Origin of the sequence: Kitasatospora sp. NBC_01287 (assembly GCF_026340565.1) — a bacterium.
Classification (GTDB): domain Bacteria; phylum Actinomycetota; class Actinomycetes; order Streptomycetales; family Streptomycetaceae; genus Kitasatospora.
Genome location: NZ_JAPEPB010000002.1, coordinates 339,963 through 363,860 on the forward strand (window position 1 = coordinate 339,963; position 23,898 = coordinate 363,860).

Consider the following 23,898-nt stretch of genomic DNA (forward strand, 5'->3'; position numbering starts at 1 on the left):
CCGACTCGTCAGCTCTGGAACGAGTCCAGCAGCTGCTGGTCTCCCTGCGTCCACGCGGCGTCGACCTTGGTCACCTGGTCCCGCAGGGCCTTCATGTCCTTGACCATCGCGTCGCGGTGGACGGTCCAGTTGTCGGCGAAGTCACCCATCGACAGATTGGCGTTGTGCTGTCCCCAGAGCCCCTTGTCGTCGTTCTGGAAGTCCAACGCCCCCTCGAACTGGCTGATCAGCGAGTTGAGGTCGTTGACCAGGTCCTGCAGGTCCTTCACCACGAGGTCTGCCATCAGTGCTCCCGGTTGTCGTGGGCGGGTCGGTGGGGCTCGGCCGGTGCGGGCGCCGGCAACGGGATCCTGGCGGGCAGCAGGGTGCCGCTGCCCAGGTGCACCAGGGCCGCGCCCGGCGCGACCCTGGCGGCGACCTGGGAGCGGGACAGCCGGACGCCCACCAGGTCGCCGTCGCTCATGTTCGGCGGCGACAGCAGCACGCCGCGCCGGTTCTTCTTCACCTCGGCCTGCCAGCCGGAGAAGCCGCTCGCCACCGAGGCGACCTCCCCGCCGATGATCAGGCCCCGCCTGCTCCCGGAGGCCTTGCGGACGAACGCCCGCAGCCAGTCCCGGCAGCGCAGGTCGCGCCAGACCTCGGCGTCGTCGACCACGAGCACCACCGGCCCGGCACCGGGGTCGAGCAATTCGGCGAACTCGGCCTCGGTGGGCTCCTCGCCGGTGAGGACGCCGCGCACACCGGGCCGGTCGGCGAAGCCGCGCAGCGGGGAGTTCATCGGGGCGCCGATGACCAGCTCGGTCCCGCCGCGCAGCAGTGACTCGGCCATCACGGCCAGCGCCGTGCTGCGCCCGGACCGGGAGGGTCCGGCGACCAGGAAGGTCGGCTGGTCGCCCAGCAGGTCGGCCCCGACCGGCTCCAGGTCGTCGCCGGCCACGCCCACCAGGGCCCACATCGGCGCGGGGGTCCCGACCATCTCCCACGCCTGCTCGAACGCCAGCTGGGTGGGTAGCACCGCGATCCGGTGGGGCCGCGCCGACTTCGGGACCGCCGCCTCCCGCTCGACCAGCCGGGCGGCCAGCGCGTGCACCGCGGCGACCTGCGCCGGTCCCGAGGGGTCGGCGGCCACCAGCGCGACCTGGGTCTCGATCGCGCTGACCGCGCGGTAGCCGCGGCCCGGCGGCAGGTTCTCCGGGATCTTCCGCGCGTTCAGCCCGGCCAGGCTCGCGTCGCTGCGGTCCGAGAGCCGCAGCACCAGCTTGTCCTCGCAGAGCGAGCTCATCCGGCCGCTGAGCAGCATGTGGTCTCCGGCGACGACCAGGTGCACCCCGGCGCTGGCCCCTTCGCGGTGCAGGGTCTGGACCAGGTCGGTCAGCACCCCGCCGTCGTACTCGCTGAGGGTCCCCATGAACCCTTCCCAGCGGTCCAGCAGCAGCAGCACGTGGGGCAGCCGCTCCGACTCCGGCCGGGCCGCGCGCTGCTCGGCCAGGTCGGCGAAACCGCCCTCACCGAGCAGCCGCTGACGGTTCTGCACCTCGGCGTGCAGGCGCCTCAGCAGCCGGGCGGCCCGGTCGGTCTCCGTGCGCTGCACCACCGCGCCGCAGTGCGGCAGCCTGGTGAGCGGCAGCAGGGCGCCGTTGCCGCAGTCGAGCCCGTACAGGTGGAGGTCGGCGACGCTCGCGGCGGCGGCGGCCGCCGCGGCGAAGGTGCGCAGCGCGGCCGAGCGCCCGGAGCGCGGGGCGCCGACGATGTGCAGGTGGCCGAAGGTGGCCAGGTCCACCGTCACCGGCTGCTGGCGCTGCTGCGCGGGCAGGTCCTGGACCGCCCAGGAGAACGACGGATCCCCGCGCTCGCCGCGCACCGGGTCCGCCGCCAGCTCGACCACCGGCGAGGACGGCAGCGGCGGCAGCCACGGCCGGCGCTGCGCGGCGATGCCCAGCATGTCGTTGGCCTGCCTGACCGCCGTCACCAGAACCGACAGGTCGGTCACCTCGTCGGTCTCGGCCGTGCTGTGCGGGCGCTGCGGCGCGGGCAGTCCGAGCTCCAGCCAGGAGACCGGGTGCAGGAACGGGGCGGGGGCCTCGGCCGTCCGGTCGGTGCGCGGGCGGCGGCCGCCCACCCGGCCGGTCTGGAACGGGATCAGCGAGCTGTGCCCGAGCCGGGCGTAGGCGCGCCCCGGGGTCGAGGCGGCGATGCTCGCGGCCTCCCTGGCGTCGATGACGTCGGTGCTCTCACCGGCGTCGGTCACCCGCAGCGCGACCCGCAGGTTGGTGTTGGCCCGGATCTCCGCCGACACCACGCCGGAGGGGCGCTGGGTCGCCAGGATCAGGTGGATGCCCAGCGAGCGGCCGCGCTGGGCGACGTTCACCAGGCCGGTGACGAAGTCGGGCAGTTCGCGGGCCATGGACGCGAACTCGTCGATGACGATCAGCAGCCGCGGGATCGGCGCGAGTTCGGGCCGCCGGACGGCGTAGTCGAGGTAGTCCTCCAGGTCCTTCGCGCCCGCGGCCGCCAGCAGGTGCTCACGATGGGTCAGCTCGGCCCCCAGCGAGGTCAGCGCCCGTTCCACCAGATGCGGGTCCAGGTCCGTCACCAGGCCCACGGTGTGGGGCAGTTCGACGCAGTCCTTGAACGCGGCACCGCCCTTGTAGTCGACCAGGACGAAGGTCATGGCGTCCGGGCGGTTGGCCACGGCCAGTGAGGCCACCAGGGTCTGCAGGAACTCCGACTTTCCCGAGCCCGTGGTGCCCGCTACGAGTCCGTGCGGGCCGTGGTTGACCAGGTCGAGAGCGAACGGGCCGTTCAGCGAGTAGCCGACCACGGCCTTGGTGCTGCGGCTGGAGGAGCGCCAGCGGCCGGCGACGGCGGCCGCGGTGGGGTCCTGGAGGCCGAGGATCTCCAGCAGCCGCGCGGCGCCCGGCAGCGCGGCCTCGCCCTGGTTCTCGCTGACGTCACGCAGGGGTGCCAGGTGCCGCCCGGTCGCCGCGTACCAGCTGTCGGCCACCTCGTCCGCCCGGATGCCGTCGATCTGCGCGGCGCGCTGCTGGCGCAGGGTGGCCCCGCGCCCCGGGCCTCCGACGACGACGGCCGTGCACTCCTCCGGAAGGGTGCGCTCGTCGGCGTCCACGCAGATGCTGTGGACGCCGACCGCCGGCCCTTCCTGCAGGACCGTCACCACGCCGGGCAGCGCCCGCAGCCGTCGGGCGCCGTCCAGCACCACGATCACGTCGGGATCGGCGAGCGCGGCCCCGGCTCCGGCGTTGAGCCGTGCCTGCTGGCGGACGGTGATGAGTTCGATCAGCTCGGCGACCCGGTGGCCGAGCGTCTCCGCGTCGGTGCCCACCAGCGCCAGGGCCTGCTGTCCCAGCATCGGCCGGGTGTGCGGCAGCCAGGCCGCCCACTCCCACAGCGACTTGCCGGCCGGGTCGGTCAGGACGTACAACTGCACGTCGCGGGGGCTCTGCAGCACGGCCAGTTGACCCACCAGCCAGCGGGCCATCCGCCGCGGCCAGTCGCCGTGGCCCGCGACCCCGACCACGCCCGTGCGGGCGATGGAGAAGGTGGCGGGGACGTCCCGCGCCACCCGCGGCTCCCGCTGGCGCTCGGTGCCCTCGCCCTCCTCCACGACGACCGCGGTGGGCAGGTCGGCGACGCCGACCCGGACCAGCAGGTGGTCAGGGTCGGTGCGGCGCCGTTCCCAGAGCCTGGCGTGCGGACCGGTCGCGATGACCAGCAGCTCGGCCGGATCGGGTCCCGCGGCACGGCGGTCCAGCCGCTCCTGCTCCAGCGCCGCCGCGATCTCCGCCTCGGTGCTCGTCAACTGCTCCCGGTAGTCTGCCAGTTGCCGCCGCTGGCCGATCTTGCCCTGGCGCCGTCCGGAGATCCAGTTGCCCACCATCATGACCGGCGACATCGCCGCCATCATCAGGAACATCGGGTTGTGCGTCATCACCGCGATCAGCCCGCCGCCGACGGCGGGCAGGCCGGCCGCCAGCCACGGCAGCGCGCTCGGAGCCGCCGGCCTGGGCTGGGTCGGCAGGCGGAACGCGGTGGTCTGGGCCGGGGGGAGCAGCCGTGGGGGGCGGTTGTAGTCCAGGTACTCGCCGTCGTGCGAGGGTTCGATGACGGCGTCCGGACGCAGCACCGGGTGCGCCTCCAGCAGGGTTTCCCCGACCAGGAGTTGGACCGTCTCCCGCCAGGGGACCTCGTGCTCGGGCAGCGGGACGCGACCCAGCAGGGCGGTGGGCGCGAGGGCGCGCACGTGCACCGAGGCATCGAGGGACACCCGGGCGACGGCGACCACCGCCGCCTGGTCACCGCCCTTGGTGACCTGGACACCCGCGCCGGTCCGGATCCGGTGCTCACCCGCGTTGAGGTACCAGACCCGCCCGGCGCCGGCGCCCGCCACCACCCTGATGCTGACCAGGCCGGTGCGGCGGCCCGGGACGGGACCCGGCCGACCGAGCCAGAGGACGGAGCCGTCGTGGATCCCGCTGTCCGCCAGGGGGCGGGAGAGGTCGAGTGGCTGATCGGCGAGGTAGACCGCCGTCACGGGGGCCGCGCCGGGCGGCGGGGCCTGCGCCCCGTCGAGGCTGTCCAGCAGGTTCTTGACGACGTCGCGCAGCGGGGTGGTGGGATCGGCGTCCACGACCACGTCGGCCGACCAGTCCGGGCGCCGGGCAATGGTGATCATCATGGGCATGCTTCCCAACCCCTCGTGGGTCCGGGCGCCCCGGGCCGGTGCCACGGCCGGCTCGGGGCGCGCGTTCGGTGCCGACCGACTGCGCTGCTACTGCTACTGCTACTGCTACTGGTACTGCTACTGGTTGAGGGAGCTGGAGAGCTGGGTGTCCATGTCGCGCAGCGCGGCCACGGCCTTGTCGAGCCACTGCGAGAGCTGGTCCAGGGTGTCCATCGCCTGGTTGGCCGAGGTGACGAACTCGGTGTGCACCTCGTCGAACTTGCCCGACGCCTGCTCGGTGACGAAGCCGTTCGCGGTCAGGCTGTCGACGATGCTCTTGCACTGGGTGAGCTTGTCGTCGATGTCGGCCTTGTTGTTGCGCATCGTGGTCGCGGTGTCCGACATCTCCTGATAGGTGACGTTCAGGTTCGCCATGGTGTGGGTCCCTTCTGGTGTCGCCGAGCGTCCCGGTGGACACCGACACGTCCGGCACGGACGCTCCCGATGCTAGGAACGGACCCCGGGGCGGTCCAGAACTCCCGCCCCTGCCTTGGGCCCTGGGGCCCAAGGCGGGCCGGTGCCCGGCGTTGACGCCGGCCCGCTGGGAAACCAAGGTTCCGAGGACGCCGAATGCCCCGGCGCGGCGGTCGACCCGGGGCAGCACCCGACGACACGGAAACCACGCCGGACGGGGCCCACACACTCGACCGGCCGCCCAGAGCCGAGGAGACACAGGTGACACTGTCGAGCCGATCCGCTGATCGCGTTCCGCGCCGCGGCGACTGGCTGACCCAGGCACGTCGGTCGCGCAGGACCGAGCCGCGATCGGGGCCGGCCCCGCGAGCCGACCACGGCCTGTGGACCGTGGACCGGGCCCTGCGCGTCCTGGCCACCGCCTGCGCCCGCGAGAACCGCGGCGTTCCACTGGCCCACCTGGTCGTCGTCGGCCCCGAGGCCGTCCGGCTGCGGCTGAACACCCCCGACGAGCGTCCCCCCGCCGGCTGGACCGCCGAGGACGGCGGCCGGACCTGGCAGGCGCGGCTACGGCTGCTGCAGAGCGCGAGCGTGGCGGAGTCGCTGGAGGACCCGTACCCGCGGCTGGTCTCGCTCGGCGCCACCGGTCAGGGCTTCATGCTGCTCAACCTCGGACAGGCCGGCGGGATCATCAACCTGGAGGGCGACGCCCGGCAGGCCAGGGCACTGGCCCTGGAGTGGAGCCGCCAACTCACCTCGAACCCCTGGTCACGAGATGTGCCGGTGGTCCGGGTGGGGTTCAGGCCGGGCACCGCGGAGCGGTTCGGACCGACCGGTGCGCCGGCCCCGACCGACGGCGAGACGGCACTGGCCGACGAGAGCGGCGGGGTGGCGCTGCTGGCCGGTATGCCCGGCGGCCGGGACCGCGAACGCATCCACCGGCTGGCCGACGATCCGAGGGGACGCTGGTCGGTGGTCGTCGTGGGCCGGGTCGACCATCCGCGGTGGCGTTTCACCATCGACGCCACCGGTGTCGTGGACACCGGCCTGCTGGACGAACCGGTGGTGCTGCTGCCGAGCATGCCCTCGGACGAACCCGACCACGCGGACGCCGCCGCCGACCCCGTCGGCGCGCCGGCCGGGAAGACCCCACCGGGCGGCCGCCCGCGAGGGCGTCTGATCAGCCGCCGGCGGCTCATCGTCGCCACCGCGCTCCTCGCCTGCCTGGTGGGCGCCGCCCTGGTGCTCACCAGGCAGGGCGCCGCCTCGCACGCCGCTCCCCCGGCCCGGGCCGGAGGCGTCCAGGGAGCCTCCGGCGCGGCCAGCACCCCGGACCCGACGGCGAGCACCGCGCCGCCGCGCTCGGCCCCGGCGAGCGCGGCGGGCACGCTGCTGAACCCCGGCACCGGCAAGTGCCTCAGCGGCTCGACCGGCACGGACGGCACGCCCCTGGTCCTGGGAGCCTGCGACGGCGCCGCGAACCAGCAGTGGACCGCGGCCCCGGACGGCACGGTCCGGACGAAGGGTCTCTGCATGGACGCCGCCTGGGGCGCCACCACCCCCGGCACCGTCGTGCAGGTCGCGAACTGCAGCGGGAACCCGGCGCAGCAGTTCTCCTTCAAGAACGGCACCGTCTTCTCCACCCGGGCCAACCTGTGCGCGGGTGAGGTCAACGGCGGCACGGCGGTCCAGCTGCTGCCCTGCGACCAGAGCGCGCCGGAGGTCTTCAAGCGGGGCTGACCACCGCCGGGCACCCGCGGACGGAGCCCGGCGGCCGGGACGGGAGCGTGTGGTGGCCGGGACGGGGGCGTGTGGTGGCCGGGACGGGACATGTGGCGGGGGCCACGAAGAGGCCCGATCGTCACGCCAGGTGACCGGGTGCGGGCGGACCGTCGACCGATCCCGGCCGTTTTCGAGAGGCGTGCGCCACATCGAAAGCACGGCGGGACGCTCCCGGCGCCGTGCTTTCCGGGCCCACAGCCCGCCAGGAGGCCCATGTTTCCGCGGGTAACAGCCACTGACCTGCGACGATCCCCCGAACATTGAAACGCCCCGACGCATTGCCTAACTTCGATCTCAGCGCACCGAGCGCCACCGCAGGCCCCCCACACCGAACCACGGCCCCGACCAGGGTTTGGTTCCGTGCGGCCACCCGCGATCCGCCCGTCGAAAGGCACGCTTTGATCTTCCGTAACGAGAACACCGCCACCACCACGACCACCACCAACACCACCAAGCGCAACCGGGTGCGGATGGCCGTCATGGGCGGCGCCCTCGCCGTCCTGCCCGTGGCCGGTCTCGTCACGGCGACCAGCTCCTCCGCCGCCGACGCCTCCACCTGGGACAAGGTCGCCCAGTGCGAGGCCACCGGAAACTGGTCCATCAACTCCGGCAACGGCTTCTACGGCGGCCTGCAGTTCACCCCCTCCACCTGGGCCGCCTTCGGCGGCACCCAGTACGCCGCCCAGGCCAACCAGGCCACCAAGGCCCAGCAGATCACCATCGGCGAGAAGGTCCTCGCCGCCCAGGGCCCCGGCGCCTGGCCCATCTGCTCCGCCAAGGCCGGCCTGCACTGACCCCACCCGCACAAGTCCCCCCACCCGGAACCCAAGGTTCCGGGTGGGGGGACTTCTGCATGCCGCCACCCGCACCGGCGGGCCCTGGCGCGCACCCACGGTGCGTGGACGGACGACCAGCCCGACCGTTCGACGGGACTGACAACTGATCAGCACAGGTCAGCGGCACAGCAACTGATCCCACGGCGGGCTCCTCCCGCTGGCGCCATGCCCTCCCGGGCAACTTCACACATGAAATTTGAGCAAACACCATCAACGTGATCTGATAGCCCCGCCAGGCACCACGAGGGGGATCGATGAGCCTGTCCGCATCGTCTCCAGCCGTGCCGCCAGCCGTGGCCGTGGGGGAATCGGACGTCACGCGCGTATGCGTACGCGCGGATCGGGCCGGGGGCGCTGCTCAGAGCGCGAACTCCAGATCCTCGGAGGTCATGGGCCTTGACGTCCAGCCGGCTGCGGGAGCAGCCCCACCACCCCCGCCCTCGCACTGAGGGGAACCGCCCGCGGAATGCCGTCGTCCTATCGCGGGAGTGCTTGACGTCAGGTCAGGTCTACGCCCGTAGTTCCCGCCCGGTGCGGGCCACGCCGCGGCCTTGACGCCACAGCCCCGACCCCACAGCCCTGACGCGGTGGCGTCTCCGGTGCCGGCCCGCAGCCGGCCCAGGCACACCGCGCCCCCGCCCCAGAGGCCCCGCTGACCGCTGGTCAGCCCTACCAGGTGAGTGACAGGAGAGAATCCGCATGTCGGAGATCGACGGATCAGCCAACACCGGCACAGCCGGCCCCGCATCGGCCGGCCCCGGATCGGCCGATGCCGGCCTGCGGCTGCTGAGCGCGGGCGCGGGCGCGGATCGTCTGCCGGACGGTGCCGTCGAGGTGTTCCTGGGCCTGGACGGCGCGTTCCGCGTCACCGCCGGGGCCCGGGTCCGGACGGGCACGGCCGACACCGCCTTCCTGCGCCGGATCGCGACCGAGCTGCGTGTCGCCCCAGCGGGGGCCGAGGCGGCTTCGACTCCGACCGGTGCGGCACGCAGCCTGACCACCACCGGCGTTCCCGGGCACGTCGACTCGGTGTGGAGCGACGGCACCGCTCAACCGGTGCCCGCCTTCGCCACGCTGCTCGACGCGCTGGCCGCACGGGTGCTGCGGCCGGCCGACCCGGCCGCCGTGCCCGGGGCCCTGCTGCGGCTCGACCCGGCCGCCGCGGTGGTCGACACCGGCCGCGCCGTGGCCACGATCGGCGTGGTGCGCGGCCGCACCGCCTACGCGCTGGCCGACCAGGACGGTTCCTTCGGCCTCACCGCGCTGGACGACGCACAGCCCCTGGGCGGTTCGGGGCCGGATGCGGGGCTGCTGCCGACGGCGGTGGCGCTCGGCACCGCGGCCGGCCGCGAGTTGTTCGCGGTCGGCGGTGCGGACGGTGCGGTGCAGGTCTGGGACGCCGTCTCGGGCGCGGTGCTGCACGGGACTTCGGGCGGCGAGGGCGCGCAGGCCGTGGCCGCGGGCCTGGTCCAGGACGTACCGCTGGCCTTCTCCGGCGGCGCCGACGGGGGTGACGTGCGGGCGATGCGCGCCGACACCGGCCAGGCGCTCGGCACCCTGTCGGTCGGCGGCCGCGGGGCCGAGGTGCTCTGCGCCGCGCGCTGCGCCGACCTCGACCTGCTGGCCGCGGCCGGCCAGGACGGGGTGATCCGGGTCTGGGACGTGTCCTCCGGGACGCAGCTGCACCTGCTGGTCGGACACGTCGGACCGGTGGTCGCGCTCGCGGTGCTGAGCCTGGGCGACGAGGCGGTGCTGGCCTCGGGCGGGGCGGACCGGCGGATCCGGCTCTGGGACCTGGCCACCGGCCTGCCGGTGGCCGAACTCGACGGGCACAGCGCCACCATCACCGGACTCGCCTTCACCGAGGTGGCGGACCGTCCGGTACTGGCCTCCTGCGCGCTGGACGGCACGGTCCGCACCTGGGACGTCCGCCGGGCCGTCGCCCTGCACGGCTGGCCGACCGGCGAGGAGTGGCCGACCGGCATCGTCGCCGTCCCCTCGGGCGCCGGACCGGTGCTGGTGGTCGCGCAGCACAGCGGCCGGCTCTCGCGCTGGGTCGCGGCGACCGGCTCGCCCCTGGGCGAGTTCGCGGTCGCGGGCGCGGCGGCGCACCCGGTCACCGCGCTGGCGGCCGGCGAGCTGGCGGGCCGTCCGGTGCTGGCGGCGGGGTACGGCGACGGCACGCTGCGGCTCTGGGAGGCGGGGATCGGCGTGGAGCTCTACGCGCTCGCCCCGGACGGCGGTCCGATCACCTCGCTGGCGGTCGGTCAGGGCGGCCCGGACGGCGCGGTGCTGGTCTGCGGGACGGCCGCCGGGGCCGTCCGCAGCCACCTGCTGAGCACGGGCGCACCGCTCCCCGTGCCCACCCCGCACGCGGGCGCCGTGACCGGGCTCGCCTTCGGTGCGGGCGGCGGTGGCGCCGACACGGCGCTGGTGTCCGCGGGCGCGGACGGCACCGTGCGGGTCCGGTCGGCACTCGACGGGACGCCCCTGCTCCAGCTGGCCACCGGCCAGGGCGGTGTCACCGCGCTGGCCGCGGGAGAGGCCGGGGGGCACCTGCTCCTGGCGACCGCCGGCCGGGACCGGACGGTACGGCTCTGGCACGGTGTCAGCGGGCAGGCGGGCCCGGTCTGCGAGGGTCTGGCCGCCCACGCGGAGACCATCGCGTTCGGGGTCTTCGGCGGGCGTCCGGTGGTGATCGGGGGCGGCAGCGACGGGTCGGTGCTGGTCTGGGAGGTGCGTGACGGGAGCCGGATCGCCGCGCTCACCGGCGGTGCGGCGGCGGTCCGGACGCTGGTCGCGCAGGAGCTGGACGGTGAGACCCTGCTGGCGGCCGGCGACGAGCAGGGCACGCTCCGGCTCTGGCACCTGCCGAGCGGCACCCTGCTCAACGAAGCGGGCCTGGCCCAGGCCGCCCTCGCCATCAGCTTCGCGGACACCGGGCTCACGGTCGTCGGCCCGGGCGGGGTCACCTCGCTCTGACGGCAGGGGCCGGTGTCCTGAGCTCCCGTCAGCCGTCCCTGTCGTTCCTGCTGTCCCTGCTGTCCCTGCTGTCTCTGTCGTCTCTGTCGTCTCTGTCGTCCCGGCTGTCCGCAGCCGACTCTAGGAACTCCCGTGGGGGGAATTGGTGGCTGGTACACACGTGCGGATCGACCTGGACGCGGTCGATGACACGGCGAAGAAGATCAACGGCCTGCTGGACGAGCTGACCACGGCCACCGCGAAGCTGAACGCGGTGATCCAGCAGGTCCAGCCGTCGGTGTACGGCACCGACGGGCTCGGCAAGGCGCTGACCGGCGGCAGCTCCTCGGTCGGCGGCCTCGCCGACCACCAGAAGCAGGTGCTGACCGGTATCCAGGACTACCTGAGCAACTCGACGGCGATGGCGCAGAACCTCACGCTGATGAGCCAGCGCCACCGGGAGAACGACGGTCAGCAGGCGGCCAACCTGAAGGGCATCGGCACCGGCGACCCGACCTCGCCCACGCTGCCGGACGCCGATCCGGCTCCGGAGCAGACCCAGCCGACGCCGACCCCCACGGACGACCAGGCCTACCAGGACGACCCGTCCAAGGACCCGACCTACAAGGACCCGAACGCGCCGACGCTGACCTTCGACACCACGACGACGAAGCAGCCCGATGACGGCGGCGGCCGCGGCGGTGGTGGCGGCGGCGGGCACCAGTTGATCTGAGCAGGCCCGCCCGCCGGTCCTCGCGTGCCCCCTCCGTGGCTCCGCGCCGCCGCGGCTCGCCGCCGCAGACCCCTTCACCCGTCCCGGCCAAGCCGAACCCGTCCCGTCCCGTCCCGTCCTGTCGAGGAGAGTACGTCGCCGTGATCGAACTGCCCGATGATCTCGCCGAGGTCCTGAAGACCGTCCAGAGCAACAAGGACGGTTCGAGCATCGTCTTCCCGAACGCGGACGAGGACCTGATCGGGCAGCTCGCGCAGGCCTGGGACACCTGGAAGTCCGTGGCCGAGAGCCACATCCCGGCCATCGTCGCCAGCGCCGAGCAGGCCTCGTCCGCGATGTCGGGCGACGCGGCGGACAGCTTCCAGGACTACCTGCGCAAGTACGGCAGCGGCAGTGACTCGCACGCGGCGACCACGCTGGCGGCCGGGCGGGCGATCGGCGAGTCGCTGCACGCGGCGAGCACCGCCGTCACGCACACCAAGAACGAGATGATCCGCGAACTGCAGTACACCAAGGAGTGGATCGCCAACAACCCGGCCGGCAAGCACGACGACATCGCCCAGTCGGACGGCGTCAAGAAGGCCGCGGACCTCTACAACTCCTACATCGGCCAGGTCGGCGACAACGTCGACACGATGCTGCGTCAGAACAGCGGCTTCGTGGAGGCGATGACCGGCGCGGGCGCGGTCTGCAAACTGGACGGCGGCGCGTCCTCCGGTGGTTCGGGCTCCAAGCCCGCCCCCGGCAGCGGCAACCCGGACGGGACGTCGGGCCCGGTGCTGCCCACCAGCGTGGACGCGCTGGGGCCGGGCGGTCTGCCGCTGCCCACCGGCCTCGACGCGTTGACGAACCTGGACGGCACGCCCGCCGACGGCACGGGGGTCACCCCGTTCAGCCTCGCCACCGACGGCGGCAGCGGCGGCAGCGGTTCCGGCGGCCCCGGGGGGTCCCAGCCGGCGCTGCCGTTCCAGATGCCCGGTGCCACCCAGCCGTCCCTCCAGCCGGAGGACGGCACCGCGGCGTCGTTCGACCTGCCGGCCACCGGAGCGCTGACGCCGTTCCGGTCGGACAACGGCCTCGCCTCCCCCACCACGCTCACCAGCAAGGACGGCATGCCGGTCTTCCAGCCGCAGTCGGTGACCACCCCGAGGCTGGCCCTGGACGGGATGAAGGGGTTCGACGGGACCGGCACCGGCACGGACGCCTCCTGCCGCGACACCTCGAAGCTGAGCCCCTGGCAGGGCGGGTCGGTCACGGCACCCTCGTTCACCGGACCCGACGGCCTCACGAACGGCGGCCTCGGCGGCGGGTCCTTCCCCGGCTTCAGCCTCCCGGGGACGGGCGGCGCCGACGGGGTCGGCAAGCTGTCGCTCGCCGGGCTCGACGACGGCGGGAGCGGCGCGGGCGGCTTCGGCGGTGGTGGGGCCGGTGACGGGGGCGCGGGCTTCAGCCTGGGGTCCGGCGCCCTCGGCGGCACGGGCCTCGGCGGCGGGGGCGGGAGCGGCCTGGACCTCGGCGGCGGGGGCGGCGCGGCGAGCGGCTCCAGTCTCGCGGGGGCGGCCGGCAGCGCGGCCCTGGGCAGCACCGTCGCGGGGGAACTCGGGGCAGCCGAGTCCACCGCCGCCTCCCTGAGCTCGCAGGCGGCGCGGGCGGCCGGCGGGGCCACGGGCGGCGGGACACCCCTCGCGGGCGGGGCCGGCGCGCTGGGGGGTCGTGGCGGCGGCGCGGGCAGGTCGGAGCGCAAGGGCAAGTCCAAGTACGTCCGGCCGACCCGGTTCGGTGCGGAGATCGCGGACGAGGAGGACCAGGCCGCGCCGACCGACCGGGGCATCGTCGGGGTGGCCGGCGCGACGCGGCAGGGCGACCGCAGCTGGCAGCGGCTGCGCCGCGGTTGGCTGGACGGCGCCCGCACCGAGGACCGCGGGGCGGTCGAGGAGGACGCCGGGCAGCCGACCGCCGGCCCGCAGACCCCCGAGGAACAGCACACCCTGGCAACGCAGTTGACCAGCGCACTGCTCGGAACCGGCCCCGACGCGGCCACCGCCGGCGGTCCGGTCACGGCCGGTGCCGCGCCGGCCCACGAGACGGCGGCGGCCCAGGAGTCGGCGCCGGCCCAGGAGTTGGCGCCGGCTGGGCCGGCGGCGGAGGCCGCGCCGTCGTCCGACCAGGACTCCTACCTCGACCGGGCCAGGAGCGCCGCAGCCCGTCGCGGCCACCCGGACGCCCCCGAGGCCGCCGCGCCTACCGCGCCCAAGAAGGCCCCGCTGCTGGAGGAGGGGGGCTACCAGGTGCCCAGCCCCTTCCTGCGGGCGGCTCTCGCCAAGCTCGCCGACACCGGGGCACTCGAAGGCGCCGGAGCGGCCTAGGCACCAGAGCCAGCCGGACCCACCGACCACGTTCCTCACACTGATTCGGAAACCCCATGGCTGACGCACCCGACTCCACCGGCACGGCCGGTGCCGGCTTCGCGGTCGACCCGGCGCGCTACCGCGCCGCGGTCTCGCCGCTGCTCGCCGCGGTCGATCAACTCACCGAGCTGAGCACCGGCATGACCGCCTTCCTCGCCACCATGGAGGACCAGGCACCATGGGGCAACGACGACTCGGGCAAGAAGTTCGCCAACGGCGACAAGGGCTACCTGCAGTACAGCGCCGACACCATGAAGACCCTCAACGGCATGCCGGACGGCCTGCGCTACGTCGCCGACGGCATCAAGGCGATGGCCGACGGCTACGAAGGGGCCGACGGCTCCGTCCAGGGCGACATGAGCAGCGGGGACGGCCCGACCCCGCAGAGCGCGCCGCTGCAGCCCATGTCCGTGTCGGTCACCCCGGTCGGCCCGATCCTGCCCCGCGAGACGCTGAACCGGATCGCCCAGGACCGCACGACCGTGAACGGGAAGGGCTGAGCACCATGGCAGTCGAGTTGCCCGAACCACTGCAGTGGGTCCTGATGCTGCTCGCCGGCACCCGCTGGCCCGAGGCCGACGAGGACGCGCTGCGCGAGATGGCGGACCGCTGGCGCCAGGCGGCGAAGAGCGTCGAGGACGCGGGGCACGCCGCCGACAACGCCGTCAAGCAGGCGCTGGACGGCCAACAGGGCGCGGCGGCCGAGTCGTTGAACACCTACTGGGCCCAGTACACGGTCGGCAAGGGCACCGCGGACAATCCCGGCTACTTCCCCGGGCTGGTCGACTCCTGCAACAGCATGGGCGACATGCTGGAGGAGATGGCCAACTCCGCCGAGACCGCCAAGATCCAGATCATCGCCCAACTCGCCATCCTGGCCTTCGACATCGCGACGGCCGAGGCCGAGGCACCGGAGACCTTCGGCATCTCGCTCGCCCAGATCCCGATCGCCATCGCGGCCGGCCGCGAGGCCGTGCAGGCGCTGCTCAAGGCCTTCCTGAAGGAGGTCGTCACCATGGCGGCCAAGCAGGCGGCCCAGATGGCGGCCATCAACCTGCTGGCCCAGGGCATCGAGGTGGCGCAGGGCCACCGCAAGAGCATCGACCTCAAGGAGGTCGGGCAGAGCGCGGAGGGCGGGGCGGTCGCCGGTGCGGCCGGGCACCTGATCGGCAAGGGCGTCGGCGAGGCCGGGGCCAAACTCGGCCTCAAGGGCGCGATGGACACGCTCCCCGGCAAGATGGCCACCGGAGCCGGGGTGGGCGTCGCCACCGATGCGACCACACAGGAGATCACCACCGGGCACGTCGACGGCAGCAGCCTGCTCGGCTCGGGGCTCGGCGGCGCCGGGGGCGTCGGCGCGCACGCCGCCGCCGGCGCGTTCCGAGGTCATTCCGGCCCTCCGGCACCGGACCTCCCGCACCACGACCTCCCCACGGGACAGACCCGCCTCGACTCCACCGGCAAGCCCGTCTTCACGAAGAGCGGGAGCCCGGACCTCACGGACGGCGCGGGGGCCGGCCTCGACGGCACGGGCTCCGGCTCCACGTTCCGTGGCGTGGGGCACCCGTCGCAGGACGACGCAGGCACCGCTCCGCACGGCCTGTCACCCTTCACCCTGGAGCGCGACACCACCTCGCCGGCCGGCGGCGAAGCCGACCGGAGCGGCCCGGTCGAGCCGGTCGAGCGGACGGCGGGGGCGCCCCGCGGCGAGTCCGAGCCGGTGCCGCGGTCCGCCTCTCCCGTGCGGTTGAACGCGGACCGCTCGACCACGCCGATGGACCTGTCGGCCGAGACCCGGTCGGCCGAGCAGCGGCCCGACAGCCCGGCGCCCGGGACGTCCGACGCGCCGCGTCCGCAAGCACCGGCGTCGGACACCCGGGTGACGGACACCCAGCTGACGGCCCCCCGGGCACCGGAAGCACCGGCACCGGAAGCCCCGGCGCCGGAGGCCCTGGCACCGGAGGAGGGCGTCCGCCCGGCTCCCGGCGTCGAGACCCCGCGGGAAGCCGTCACTCCCCCGTCGCCCGTGGACCGTGGCGAGGCGCCCGTGGCGCAGGCGGCCCCGGTCACCGAGTCCCCCCGGGACATCACCTCCCCGGCGCCGGCGGAGACGCCGGCCCAGCCGCGGCCCGACGCGCCCACACCGGTGGAGGCGTCAACCGAAGTCCGGCCCGAAGCACCCACACCCGTCGAGACATCACCCCAACTCCGACCCGAAGCACCCGCACCCGTCGAGACATCACCCCAACTCCGACCCGAAGCACCCGCCCCCCTGGAGGCCCCGGCGCCCCAGCACTTCGCCGACGCCACCGGTGCGGCCGCCCCGCGCCCCGAGGCACTCGCGCCGCACCAGGACGCAGCCGGCGTCCCGCAGCAGGTCCCGTCCGGCGTCCGCCTCGACGACACGAGCGTGCCCGCGCCCACCCGTAGCGCGGTCGCCGTCGACCCGTCCACCGTCCGGCTCGGTGACCACGTGCCGTCCCCGTCGGCCTCGTCCGGCCCCTCCCACGGTGACCACGAGGCCCAGCAGCAGCCGCTCATGGCCGGTGCGCCGGCCATGAGCGTTCCGTCCAGCGCGGGCGGCGGCGCCCGCGCCGAGGACACCGCCTTCGCGACCCCCGCCGCCGCGCCGCGCCACGACACGCCGGACACTCCTCCGCCGCCACCGATCGCCCCTCCCCGGCCGACCACCCTGCCCGGGGGGCTGCGTCCGGGCCCGGAGCGCCCCGCCGGGCCGCGCCCCGACCCGGCACGGCCGGCGCCCGCGCCCGGTGCCGGCACCGGCCGATCCGCCGGGAGCGGTACCCGGCGGACGGACCCCGAGCCCGCGGACACCCGGCCGCCCAGCTCCACCCGGGCCAAGTGGACCGCCGAGGGTCTCGACCAGGGCCACTTCCGCACGATGGACCGCGAGCAGGTCGACCGGCTGGTCGACCGGCTGCCGGAGATGACACCGGCCGACCGGGCCAGGGAGCTCGGCGGGCTGACACCGGAGCAGCGGCGCTGGTTCGCCAAGAACCCGGCGCTGGTCGACCGCCTGCGCGACGAACTGCCGCCGGAGGAGTTCGCCCGTACCGCCGCGCGCTTCCTGGTGAACGTCGACCCGCGCTGCGCGCAGCCGGTCGCGGCCCGCGAGGCCGCGCTCGTCCAGGTCGGCCGCATGCTCCAGGACCCGCACGTGGCAGCCGAGTTGCTCAAGCGCGGCGCCGGGGTGACGGTGGTGCCCAAGGACCTCCCGATGACCGACGTCCCCGCGTTCGGCTGGATGCGCGGCACCCACGCCGACGGGGCCTCCGGCGACGGCCGCGGGTGGGACACCGTGCGCGGGTCGGGCGGGCTGGAGACCGCGGTCACCGAGGAGAACCTGCTCGGCGAGACCACGACCGTGGGCTCGGACGAGCACTACGACGACGGCTACTCGACCACAACGCACGAGTTCGCGCACAACCTCCACCAGTTCGGCCTGTCGCCCGCCGACCGGCGGACCATCACCGAGGCGTACCAGAGCAAGATCGACACCGACGACATGACCAGGATGTTCGGCGAGGAGAGCCCGATCGCGTGGTCCGACGGCCGCCGGGAGCTGCACGACACCGACCTGGACAACTACGGCTCGCGGGACGAGCTGGAGTACTTCGCCCAGGTCAGCAACGCGTACCTGGGCACCAACCACGGCACCGACCCGTACACCGGGGAGCCGCGCAACAACGGCGCCGAGTGGGTGCGTGCCAACGAGCCCGACCTGGTCCCGCTGCTGGAGCGGCTGTACGGCAAGGACCCGGCCGCGATCCACCCGGAGCCCGCCAACCCGGTCAACTCGGTGCGGGAGGACCACGAGGTGTTCGCGGCCGTCCGCGATCTGCTGGGCCACGATCCCGCGAGCACCGTGCCCCCGCGGCACGAGCCCCCGGCCGCGCCGGAACAGCACCAGCCCCCGGCCACCGTGCTGGAGCACCACGATCCCGCGGCCACCCTGCCCCCGCGGCACGAGCCCCCGGCCGCGCCGGAACAGCACGAACCCCCGGCCACCGTGCCGGAGCACCAGGAACCCCCGGCGGCCGCCGGTCCCTTCGCGCACGACAACCCGCCCCCGGCCCCGCCGTTGCGGCGCGGCGGATCCGACGCCTCCATGGGCCGGGACTCCGAGGACGAGAGCGATTCCGACGCCTCGATGGGCCGGGCGTCCGACGCCTCGACGGGCCGGGACTCCGAGGGAGAGCCCGAGGGCCGGGACTCCGACACGTCCATGGGCCGGCGCTCCGACGCCTCGACGGGCCGGGACTCCGAGGGAGAGCCCGAGAGCGACTCCGACGAGTCCATGCGCAGTGGCTCCCCGACCGGCCCGGTGCGCCCGCCGGTCGAGCAGCGCCGCCCCCTGCCGGTCGGGGTGCGGCTGGAGACGCCGCCCGGCCGGACGGGCAGGCTCGCCGGCCACGAGGTGCGGGTGGACAGGATCGCCCTGTCCGCCGACCGCCCGATGACCCGCTTCGGAGCCAAGCAGCGCTCGCACACGGTGCCCTGGACGCTCACCCGGCGCGCGGTCGGCGGACTCGCGGGGCGCAGCGCCGACGACCTGTGGCACGAGCTCAAGTCCGAGGTCACGGAGCTGAGGCAGTTCAAGCCGCGCGGCACCGGGGCCGAGGCCAAGGACGCGCCGAAGGTCGCGACCCGCTGGGACGACATCCTGGACCGGCTCGACCGGCTGCCGGACACCCCGCCGCACGACCAGCCGCTGCACGAGTGGAAGGAGCAGCTGGGCGACCTGCTCTCCGGCTACGTCGAGCTGTCGCAGCTGACCAGCTTCGCCTCGTTCGCCGATGGCCGGGCTGTCGGCCGCGGCGAGCGCTCCACCATGAAGGGGCTGGACGACGCGGAGCGCAGGTCGGCGGGGAACGCGGCCTCCCGTGGGGACGACGACATGAGCGCCGACTCGCCGGGGAGTTCGGGTCACCAGGGTGAGGACCCTGACGACGAGCCGGTGGCGGAGGACGGGACGGCGGAGCTCGTCCGCAAGAAGCTGCTCGACCTCAAGGAGAACGGTTCACTGACGCCGGCGGACGTGGCCGCCGCGAAGCGGCAGCTGGCTCGTGGCCTGCTCCGCACCTTCCCGGGGCTGATGACCGGCGAGAAGGGCCGGGGCATCCTGAAGGACCTCGGCTTCGACGGCCATGACCAGCTGAACGTCGCCCCCGGCTCCGGGCGGCAGCCGAAGCAGGGCTTCCTCGCGGACGTCACGGTCAAGCCGGGCGGCGCGGACGGGTCCGCGAGGGTCGGCCGCATCATGCTGAGCGACAAGGACCGTCCCCCCACCCAGTACACCGACGGGCAGCGCTCCCACGCGGCGTCGTGGTCCCTGCTGCGCGGCACGCTGCTCTCCTTCGAGGGGCGGGGCGTCCACGAGCTGGGCGACTGGCTCGGTGACAGGTTCAGCGGCATGGAGAGCGTCGTGCGCGACTCACCGGACCGCGCCACCGAGTTGAAGGCCATCCAGGAGGCCCGGGAGCAGCTCGGCGGCCTGGCCTTCGAACCCGACCACGTCGTGTCCGAGAAGCTGGGCGACCTCCTGGAAACCTTCGTGACGGCCCATCAGAAGATGCCGCACGCGACCTTCGCCGACAACCTCCAGGGCGGCGGGGCCACCAGCAGCGGCGAACTCGACCTGCCGGTCACCAGGGGCGGTTCCACCGGGTCCGGGGTCGGACCGAAGGCGCTGGCGAGCCACTACGACGGAGCGGCGCCGTACGGCATGGAGCTGAAGCCGCTGGTGCACTCCTACCAGGACTGGAAGGCGCAGGCCGAGGTGCTGGGGCCGGTCGGTCAGGAGGCGCTCGACCACCTCGCGGGCCGCTCGTTCACCGACAAGAACCTCGCGCCCCTGAAGTCCATGGCCGGCACCATGACCGCGGGCACGGCCGGGCACTACCTGGACGGGCTGCGCAACTGGGACCACGGGATGTCGATCGCGTTCAAGGAGAAGGGCGAGCGGGCGGTGGAGCACGCGTGGGCCGAACACGGCTCCGCCTTCACCCTGCGCGCCTTCGGCACCCACGGCGCCTCGAAGGCGGACACCGAGCAGCTCGGCGAGTGGTTCCACGACGTCACCGGCGCCGCCCGTCCGACGGACCAGCCGAAGGCGCTGGCGGCACTGACCGAGTACTACCGCGCCCTCGCGCACCCGACCTCGGCCGGCGGAGCACCGGTCCGGCCCAGGCGGGGGCAGCAGGAGCAGGTCACCGGGCAGGCGATGGCCAGGGCGCGGCAGGCGTTCGAGGGCACCGCCGAGGACGGCCGGCCGGACCACACCGACTTCTCGCTCCAGCTCGAATCCGCGCTGCTCGGCAGCACGATCCCGCGCGACGGCGACTGCCTCTACCACGCCGTCAACGTGGCCCTGGACCGGACCGCGCCCTCCCACCACGCGGCGCTCGAACTCCGCGGCCGGGTCACCGACTGGGTGCTGCGGGACGCGAACCTGGACACGGTCCGGCAGTACGCGGCCCAACACGGGGAGAGCCTGGAGACGGTCGTCGACACGCTGGCGACCACCGGCAACTGGGCCGGGAACGCCGGCGACCTCGCACCCCGGATCGTCGCCTCCGCCCTCGGCGTGACGATCGTCGTCCACCGGCCGGGCCAGGCAGCGGTGAACGTGCCGCCGCTGACGCCCCAGCCCGGCCGGGCACAGCTGATCCAGCTGCACCTGGAGGGCGACCACTACACGGTCCACGGCACGAAGCGCAACGAGTGGGAGGAGAGCGGGGACGAGAGCGGGGACGACGGCGACGGTGAGAGCGACGGCGCGAGCTGGGACGACAGCGACGGCGACGGCGAGATCGTCCAGGACCACAAGCGGTTCAAGCCGTGAAACTGCCCAGTTCCTTGGCCGGACCGCCGACCCTGGTCGACGGTGAGGTGGTGCTCCGACCGCCGAGCGCCGATCTGGACGCGGACACCGTGCTGGCCGGCACCCGCGATCCCCTGGTGCGCGAGTTCCTGCAGGGCGTCGTCCCGCACCGGGACCGGGCGGCTGCCGCCGAGTGGCTCGACCTGGTCCCGCCACGGCTGTGGGCCGAGGGCCGGGCCGCCTACTTCGCGGTGGCCCTCGGCGCGGGGCCGGCGGTGGGGTGGGCCGAACTCGTCGACTTCCGGGCCGAGACGGACAGCGCCGAGGTCGTCGTCTGGCTGCTGCCCGCGGCCCGCAACCTGCGGACGGCCACCAAGGCCCTGCGCCTGGTCTGCCGGTTCGGCTTCGACCAGCTCGCGCTGGGGCGGATCGACGCCTACGCGGCGGCCGACAACATGCCGAGCCAGGTGATGGGTGCCTGGATCGGCTTCCGCCGGGCGGGCTACCGGCCGGCCCTGTTCCGCAGCTCCAGCAGCCACCGGCTGCACGACGCCGTGCACGCCACGCTGGCCCCCGAGGACCTCTGCTGACCGCATGGTGCGAGCGGCGTCCAGCCCCGCTGCCCCCGCCCCCCGGCGGCCCGGCGCCCGGCAGCCCGGCCGCCGGGCCGCAGAGCCGTTCGACCAGGGCGCGGGTCAACCGATCTGCTCGGCCAGGGCGATGATGACGCCCGCGGGGCCGCGGAGGTAGCAGAGCCGGAAGATGCTCTCGAACCGCACCACCTCGCCGAGGAGTTCGGCGCCGTGGGCGCGCAGGCGGGCGACCGTGCCGTCGATGTCGTCGACGGCGAACATGACGCGATGCAGGCCCAGCGTGTTCGGCGGCGGGTTCGCCGGCTCGGCGCCGAGCGCCGCCGGGGTGTGGTACTTCGTCAGCTCGACCTTGCTGTGACCGTCCGGGGTCCGCATCATCGCGATCTCGCTCCGGACGCCGTCGAGTCCGACGATGCGATCCACCCAGGAGCCTTCGACCTGAGTCCTGCCCTCCAGGTCCAGACCCAGCTCGGTGAAGAACGCGATGGCGGAATCCAGGTCCTCGACGACGATGGCGACGTTGTCCATCCGCTGAACGGTCATGTCCGCGAGCATAGGGCGGCGGCCGGCCGAGGGCCCGCAAGCGGGAGCGCCGGAGCGTCAGCCGCCGCCCAGGGCGCGGCCGAGGCGTGACAGGGTGACGGGGCAAGGGGGTGACGGGGCGAGGGGGCGAGGGGGCGAGGGTCATCGGCCCGCGGCGGCGCTGAGCAGGCCGGTCACCAGGGCGAGCGGCGGCCAGTCGAGGCGGCCGTGCCGGGCCACCGCGTAGGCCCGCAGCTCGACGTCGGGGGCGGCCAGCGGGACGATCCGCACCGCGGGCCGGGTCGGGAAGCCGATCGGCAGCAGCGCCACGCCCAGGCCCGCCGCGATCATCTCCTGCACCAGGTCGAGGCTGTCGGCCTGGTGGGTGACCCGGGGGCGGAACCCCGCCATCGAGGCGAGCGTGCGGATGACCTCCTCGTCCGCCGTGTTGCGGGAGTTGACGATCCAGTCGCGCGTCCGGAAGCGGGCGAAGACCTCCAGCGTCGTCCCCGCGCCGGGCTCGGCGTCGGCCGGCACACCGAGTCCCCACCTGGCGGTCCACAGCGGGGTCGCGCTGACCGCGGGGTCCTCGGCGGCCGGGGCCAGGTCGTAGTCGTAGGTGAGTGCGAGGTCCACCTCGTCGGTGGCCAGCAGCTCCAGCGACTCGGCGGGCTCGTGTTCACGGATCAGAACGTGGACCCGCGGACTGGTCGCGGCCAGGTCGACCACGATGGGCAGCAGGTAGCCGCGGATGGCGGTGGCGAAGCCGGCGACCCTCAGGGTGCCGTTGGGCTCGGCCCCGGGGCCGAGGTCGCGGTGCGCCGTCTCGACGGCGGCCAGGATCGTCACCGCGTGCTCGGCGAGCCGCCGACCCGCCGGCGTCAGCCGGACCAGCCGCCCAGCGGGCTCGATCAGCGCGGTGTCCATCTCGCGGGCGAGGGCGGCGATCTGCTGCGAGACCGTCGAGGTGGTGGTGCCGAGCACATCGGCGACCGCCCGCATGGAGCCCAGCCGGGACAACTCCGCCAGGATCTGCAGCCGCCGTGTCTCCATCCGGCCATTGTTCAGCTTTCCCGAACGGTTTGTCCATGATCGACACGTGGACGGCAACGGTGCTCGCGACATCTACTGTGCGCATGAGCCCGCTGGAAGCCGTCGCCCCGCCCCTCGCCGCCCGCCCGCGCACCGCCCGGAGCGGAGCCCTGATGGCCATGGGGGCGATGTCCTCGGTGCAGCTCGGGCTGGCCCTGTCGGTGCCGCTCTTCGCCCAGCTCGGTGCCGTGGGCACGGCCGGGCTGCGGCTGGCCTGGGCCGGCGTGCTGGTCCTGCTGCTGATACGCCCGCGCCCCCGGGACTTCGCCGGCCGGGACCTGGCGGCCTGCGCGCTGCTGGGCCTGGTCACCGCCGGCATGGTGCTGCTCTTCATGCTGTCCGCCGCGCGCATTCCGCTGGGCACCGCGAGCGCACTGGAGTTCCTCGGGCCGCTCGCGGTCTCCCTCTTCCGCCCCGGCGGCGGGCGAAAGCGCTGGGCGGCGGCCGCCGCCCTGGGCGTGGTCCTGCTGACCGAGCCCTGGCACGGCGGGATCGACCCGGCCGGCCTCGGCTTCGCACTCGGCGCGGCGGCCTGCTGGGCCGGGTACATCCTGCTGACCCAGCGCGTGGGCGACCGGGTCACCGGGCTGAAGGGGCTGGCCGTCTCGCTCCCGGTGGCCGGCGCGATCGCCACCCTGGTCGCCGCACCGTCCGAACTCGCCCGCACGACCTGGCCGCTGCTCCTGGTCATGCTCGGGGTGGCCGCGCTCAGCACCGTGCTGCCGTTCAGCCTCGAATTCCTCGCACTGCGCCACCTCACCGCCGGCGCGTTCGGCACCCTGATGAGCCTGGAACCGGCGATCGCGCTGCTGATGGGCATCCTGGTGCTCGGTCAGATCCCCGGGCCCGCGGCCGCCGCAGGCGTCGTCCTCGTGGTGATCGCGGGCGCCGGCGCCACCCGTACCGGCGGCCGGGAGGCGCAACCGGTCCGGAGCAACGAGCCCGGGGCGCCGGCGCTCTGCGCCTGACCCT

Annotated in this window: 14 protein-coding genes; 9 read left to right on the forward strand and 5 right to left on the reverse strand. The window is 74.4% G+C overall.

What is annotated here, in order from left to right; all coding sequences use genetic code 11:
• Window positions 1–8 precede the first annotated feature (8 nt).
• The 3 genes from OG455_RS38390 to OG455_RS38400 form a co-directional block, all read right to left on the reverse strand.
• Window positions 9–284: a hypothetical protein gene (locus tag OG455_RS38390; protein ID WP_266301389.1), complete on the reverse strand. Its 276-nt coding sequence runs from the start codon at window positions 282–284 to the stop codon at window positions 9–11.
• Window positions 284–4,696, reverse strand: a complete 4,413-nt coding sequence (locus tag OG455_RS38395) for an FtsK/SpoIIIE domain-containing protein (RefSeq protein WP_323185669.1) — start codon at window positions 4,694–4,696, stop codon at window positions 284–286. The genes OG455_RS38390 and OG455_RS38395 overlap by 1 nt, the downstream gene beginning before the upstream one ends.
• A 123-nt stretch (window positions 4,697–4,819) precedes the next feature.
• Window positions 4,820–5,116, reverse strand: coding sequence for a WXG100 family type VII secretion target (locus tag OG455_RS38400; protein ID WP_266301391.1), 297 nt, complete (start codon window positions 5,114–5,116; stop codon window positions 4,820–4,822).
• Between the two features lie 300 nt (window positions 5,117–5,416).
• On the opposite strand from OG455_RS38400, the gene OG455_RS38405 reads away from it, so the two are divergent.
• The 8 genes from OG455_RS38405 (at window position 5,417) to OG455_RS38440 (ending at window position 21,309) form a co-directional block, all read left to right on the forward strand.
• Window positions 5,417–6,895: an RICIN domain-containing protein gene (locus tag OG455_RS38405; protein WP_266301392.1), complete on the forward strand. Its 1,479-nt coding sequence runs from the start codon at window positions 5,417–5,419 to the stop codon at window positions 6,893–6,895.
• 440 nt (window positions 6,896–7,335) lie between these two features.
• Window positions 7,336–7,731: a transglycosylase family protein gene (locus tag OG455_RS38410; RefSeq protein ID WP_323185670.1), complete on the forward strand. Its 396-nt coding sequence runs from the start codon at window positions 7,336–7,338 to the stop codon at window positions 7,729–7,731.
• Window positions 7,732–8,472: 741 nt separating this feature from the next.
• The gene (locus OG455_RS38415; RefSeq protein ID WP_266301393.1) at window positions 8,473–10,755 is read left to right on the forward strand and encodes a WD40 repeat domain-containing protein; all 2,283 of its coding nucleotides are present in this window, start codon (window positions 8,473–8,475) and stop codon (window positions 10,753–10,755) included.
• 145 nt (window positions 10,756–10,900) lie between these two features.
• Window positions 10,901–11,467: a hypothetical protein gene (locus OG455_RS38420; protein ID WP_266301394.1), complete on the forward strand. Its 567-nt coding sequence runs from the start codon at window positions 10,901–10,903 to the stop codon at window positions 11,465–11,467.
• A 140-nt stretch (window positions 11,468–11,607) separates the two neighbouring features.
• Window positions 11,608–13,833 carry a hypothetical protein gene (locus OG455_RS38425; protein WP_266301395.1) on the forward strand — a complete coding sequence of 742 codons (2,226 nt, stop codon included), beginning with the start codon at window positions 11,608–11,610 and terminating at the stop codon, window positions 13,831–13,833.
• Between the two features lie 56 nt (window positions 13,834–13,889).
• Window positions 13,890–14,375, forward strand: a complete 486-nt coding sequence (locus tag OG455_RS38430; protein ID WP_266301396.1) for a hypothetical protein — start codon at window positions 13,890–13,892, stop codon at window positions 14,373–14,375.
• A gap of 5 nt (window positions 14,376–14,380) precedes the next feature.
• Window positions 14,381–20,740, forward strand: a complete 6,360-nt coding sequence (locus OG455_RS38435) for a hypothetical protein (RefSeq protein ID WP_266301397.1) — start codon at window positions 14,381–14,383, stop codon at window positions 20,738–20,740.
• Window positions 20,737–21,309, forward strand: coding sequence for a GNAT family N-acetyltransferase (locus OG455_RS38440; protein WP_266301398.1), 573 nt, complete (start codon window positions 20,737–20,739; stop codon window positions 21,307–21,309). The genes OG455_RS38435 and OG455_RS38440 overlap by 4 nt, the downstream gene beginning before the upstream one ends.
• Window positions 21,310–21,414: 105 nt before the next feature.
• Here the strand turns inward: OG455_RS38440 and OG455_RS38445 are convergent, their stop codons facing one another.
• Both OG455_RS38445 and OG455_RS38450 read right to left on the reverse strand, forming a co-directional pair.
• Window positions 21,415–21,855 carry a VOC family protein gene (locus OG455_RS38445; RefSeq protein ID WP_266301399.1) on the reverse strand — a complete coding sequence of 147 codons (441 nt, stop codon included), beginning with the start codon at window positions 21,853–21,855 and terminating at the stop codon, window positions 21,415–21,417.
• A gap of 141 nt (window positions 21,856–21,996) precedes the next feature.
• Window positions 21,997–22,887, reverse strand: a complete 891-nt coding sequence (locus OG455_RS38450) for a LysR family transcriptional regulator (RefSeq protein ID WP_266301400.1) — start codon at window positions 22,885–22,887, stop codon at window positions 21,997–21,999.
• 83 nt (window positions 22,888–22,970) lie between these two features.
• On the opposite strand from OG455_RS38450, the gene OG455_RS38455 reads away from it, so the two are divergent.
• Complete coding sequence (locus OG455_RS38455) at window positions 22,971–23,894, forward strand: DMT family transporter (protein ID WP_266301401.1); 924 nt, start codon at window positions 22,971–22,973, stop codon at window positions 23,892–23,894.
• Window positions 23,895–23,898: the final 4 nt, after the last annotated feature.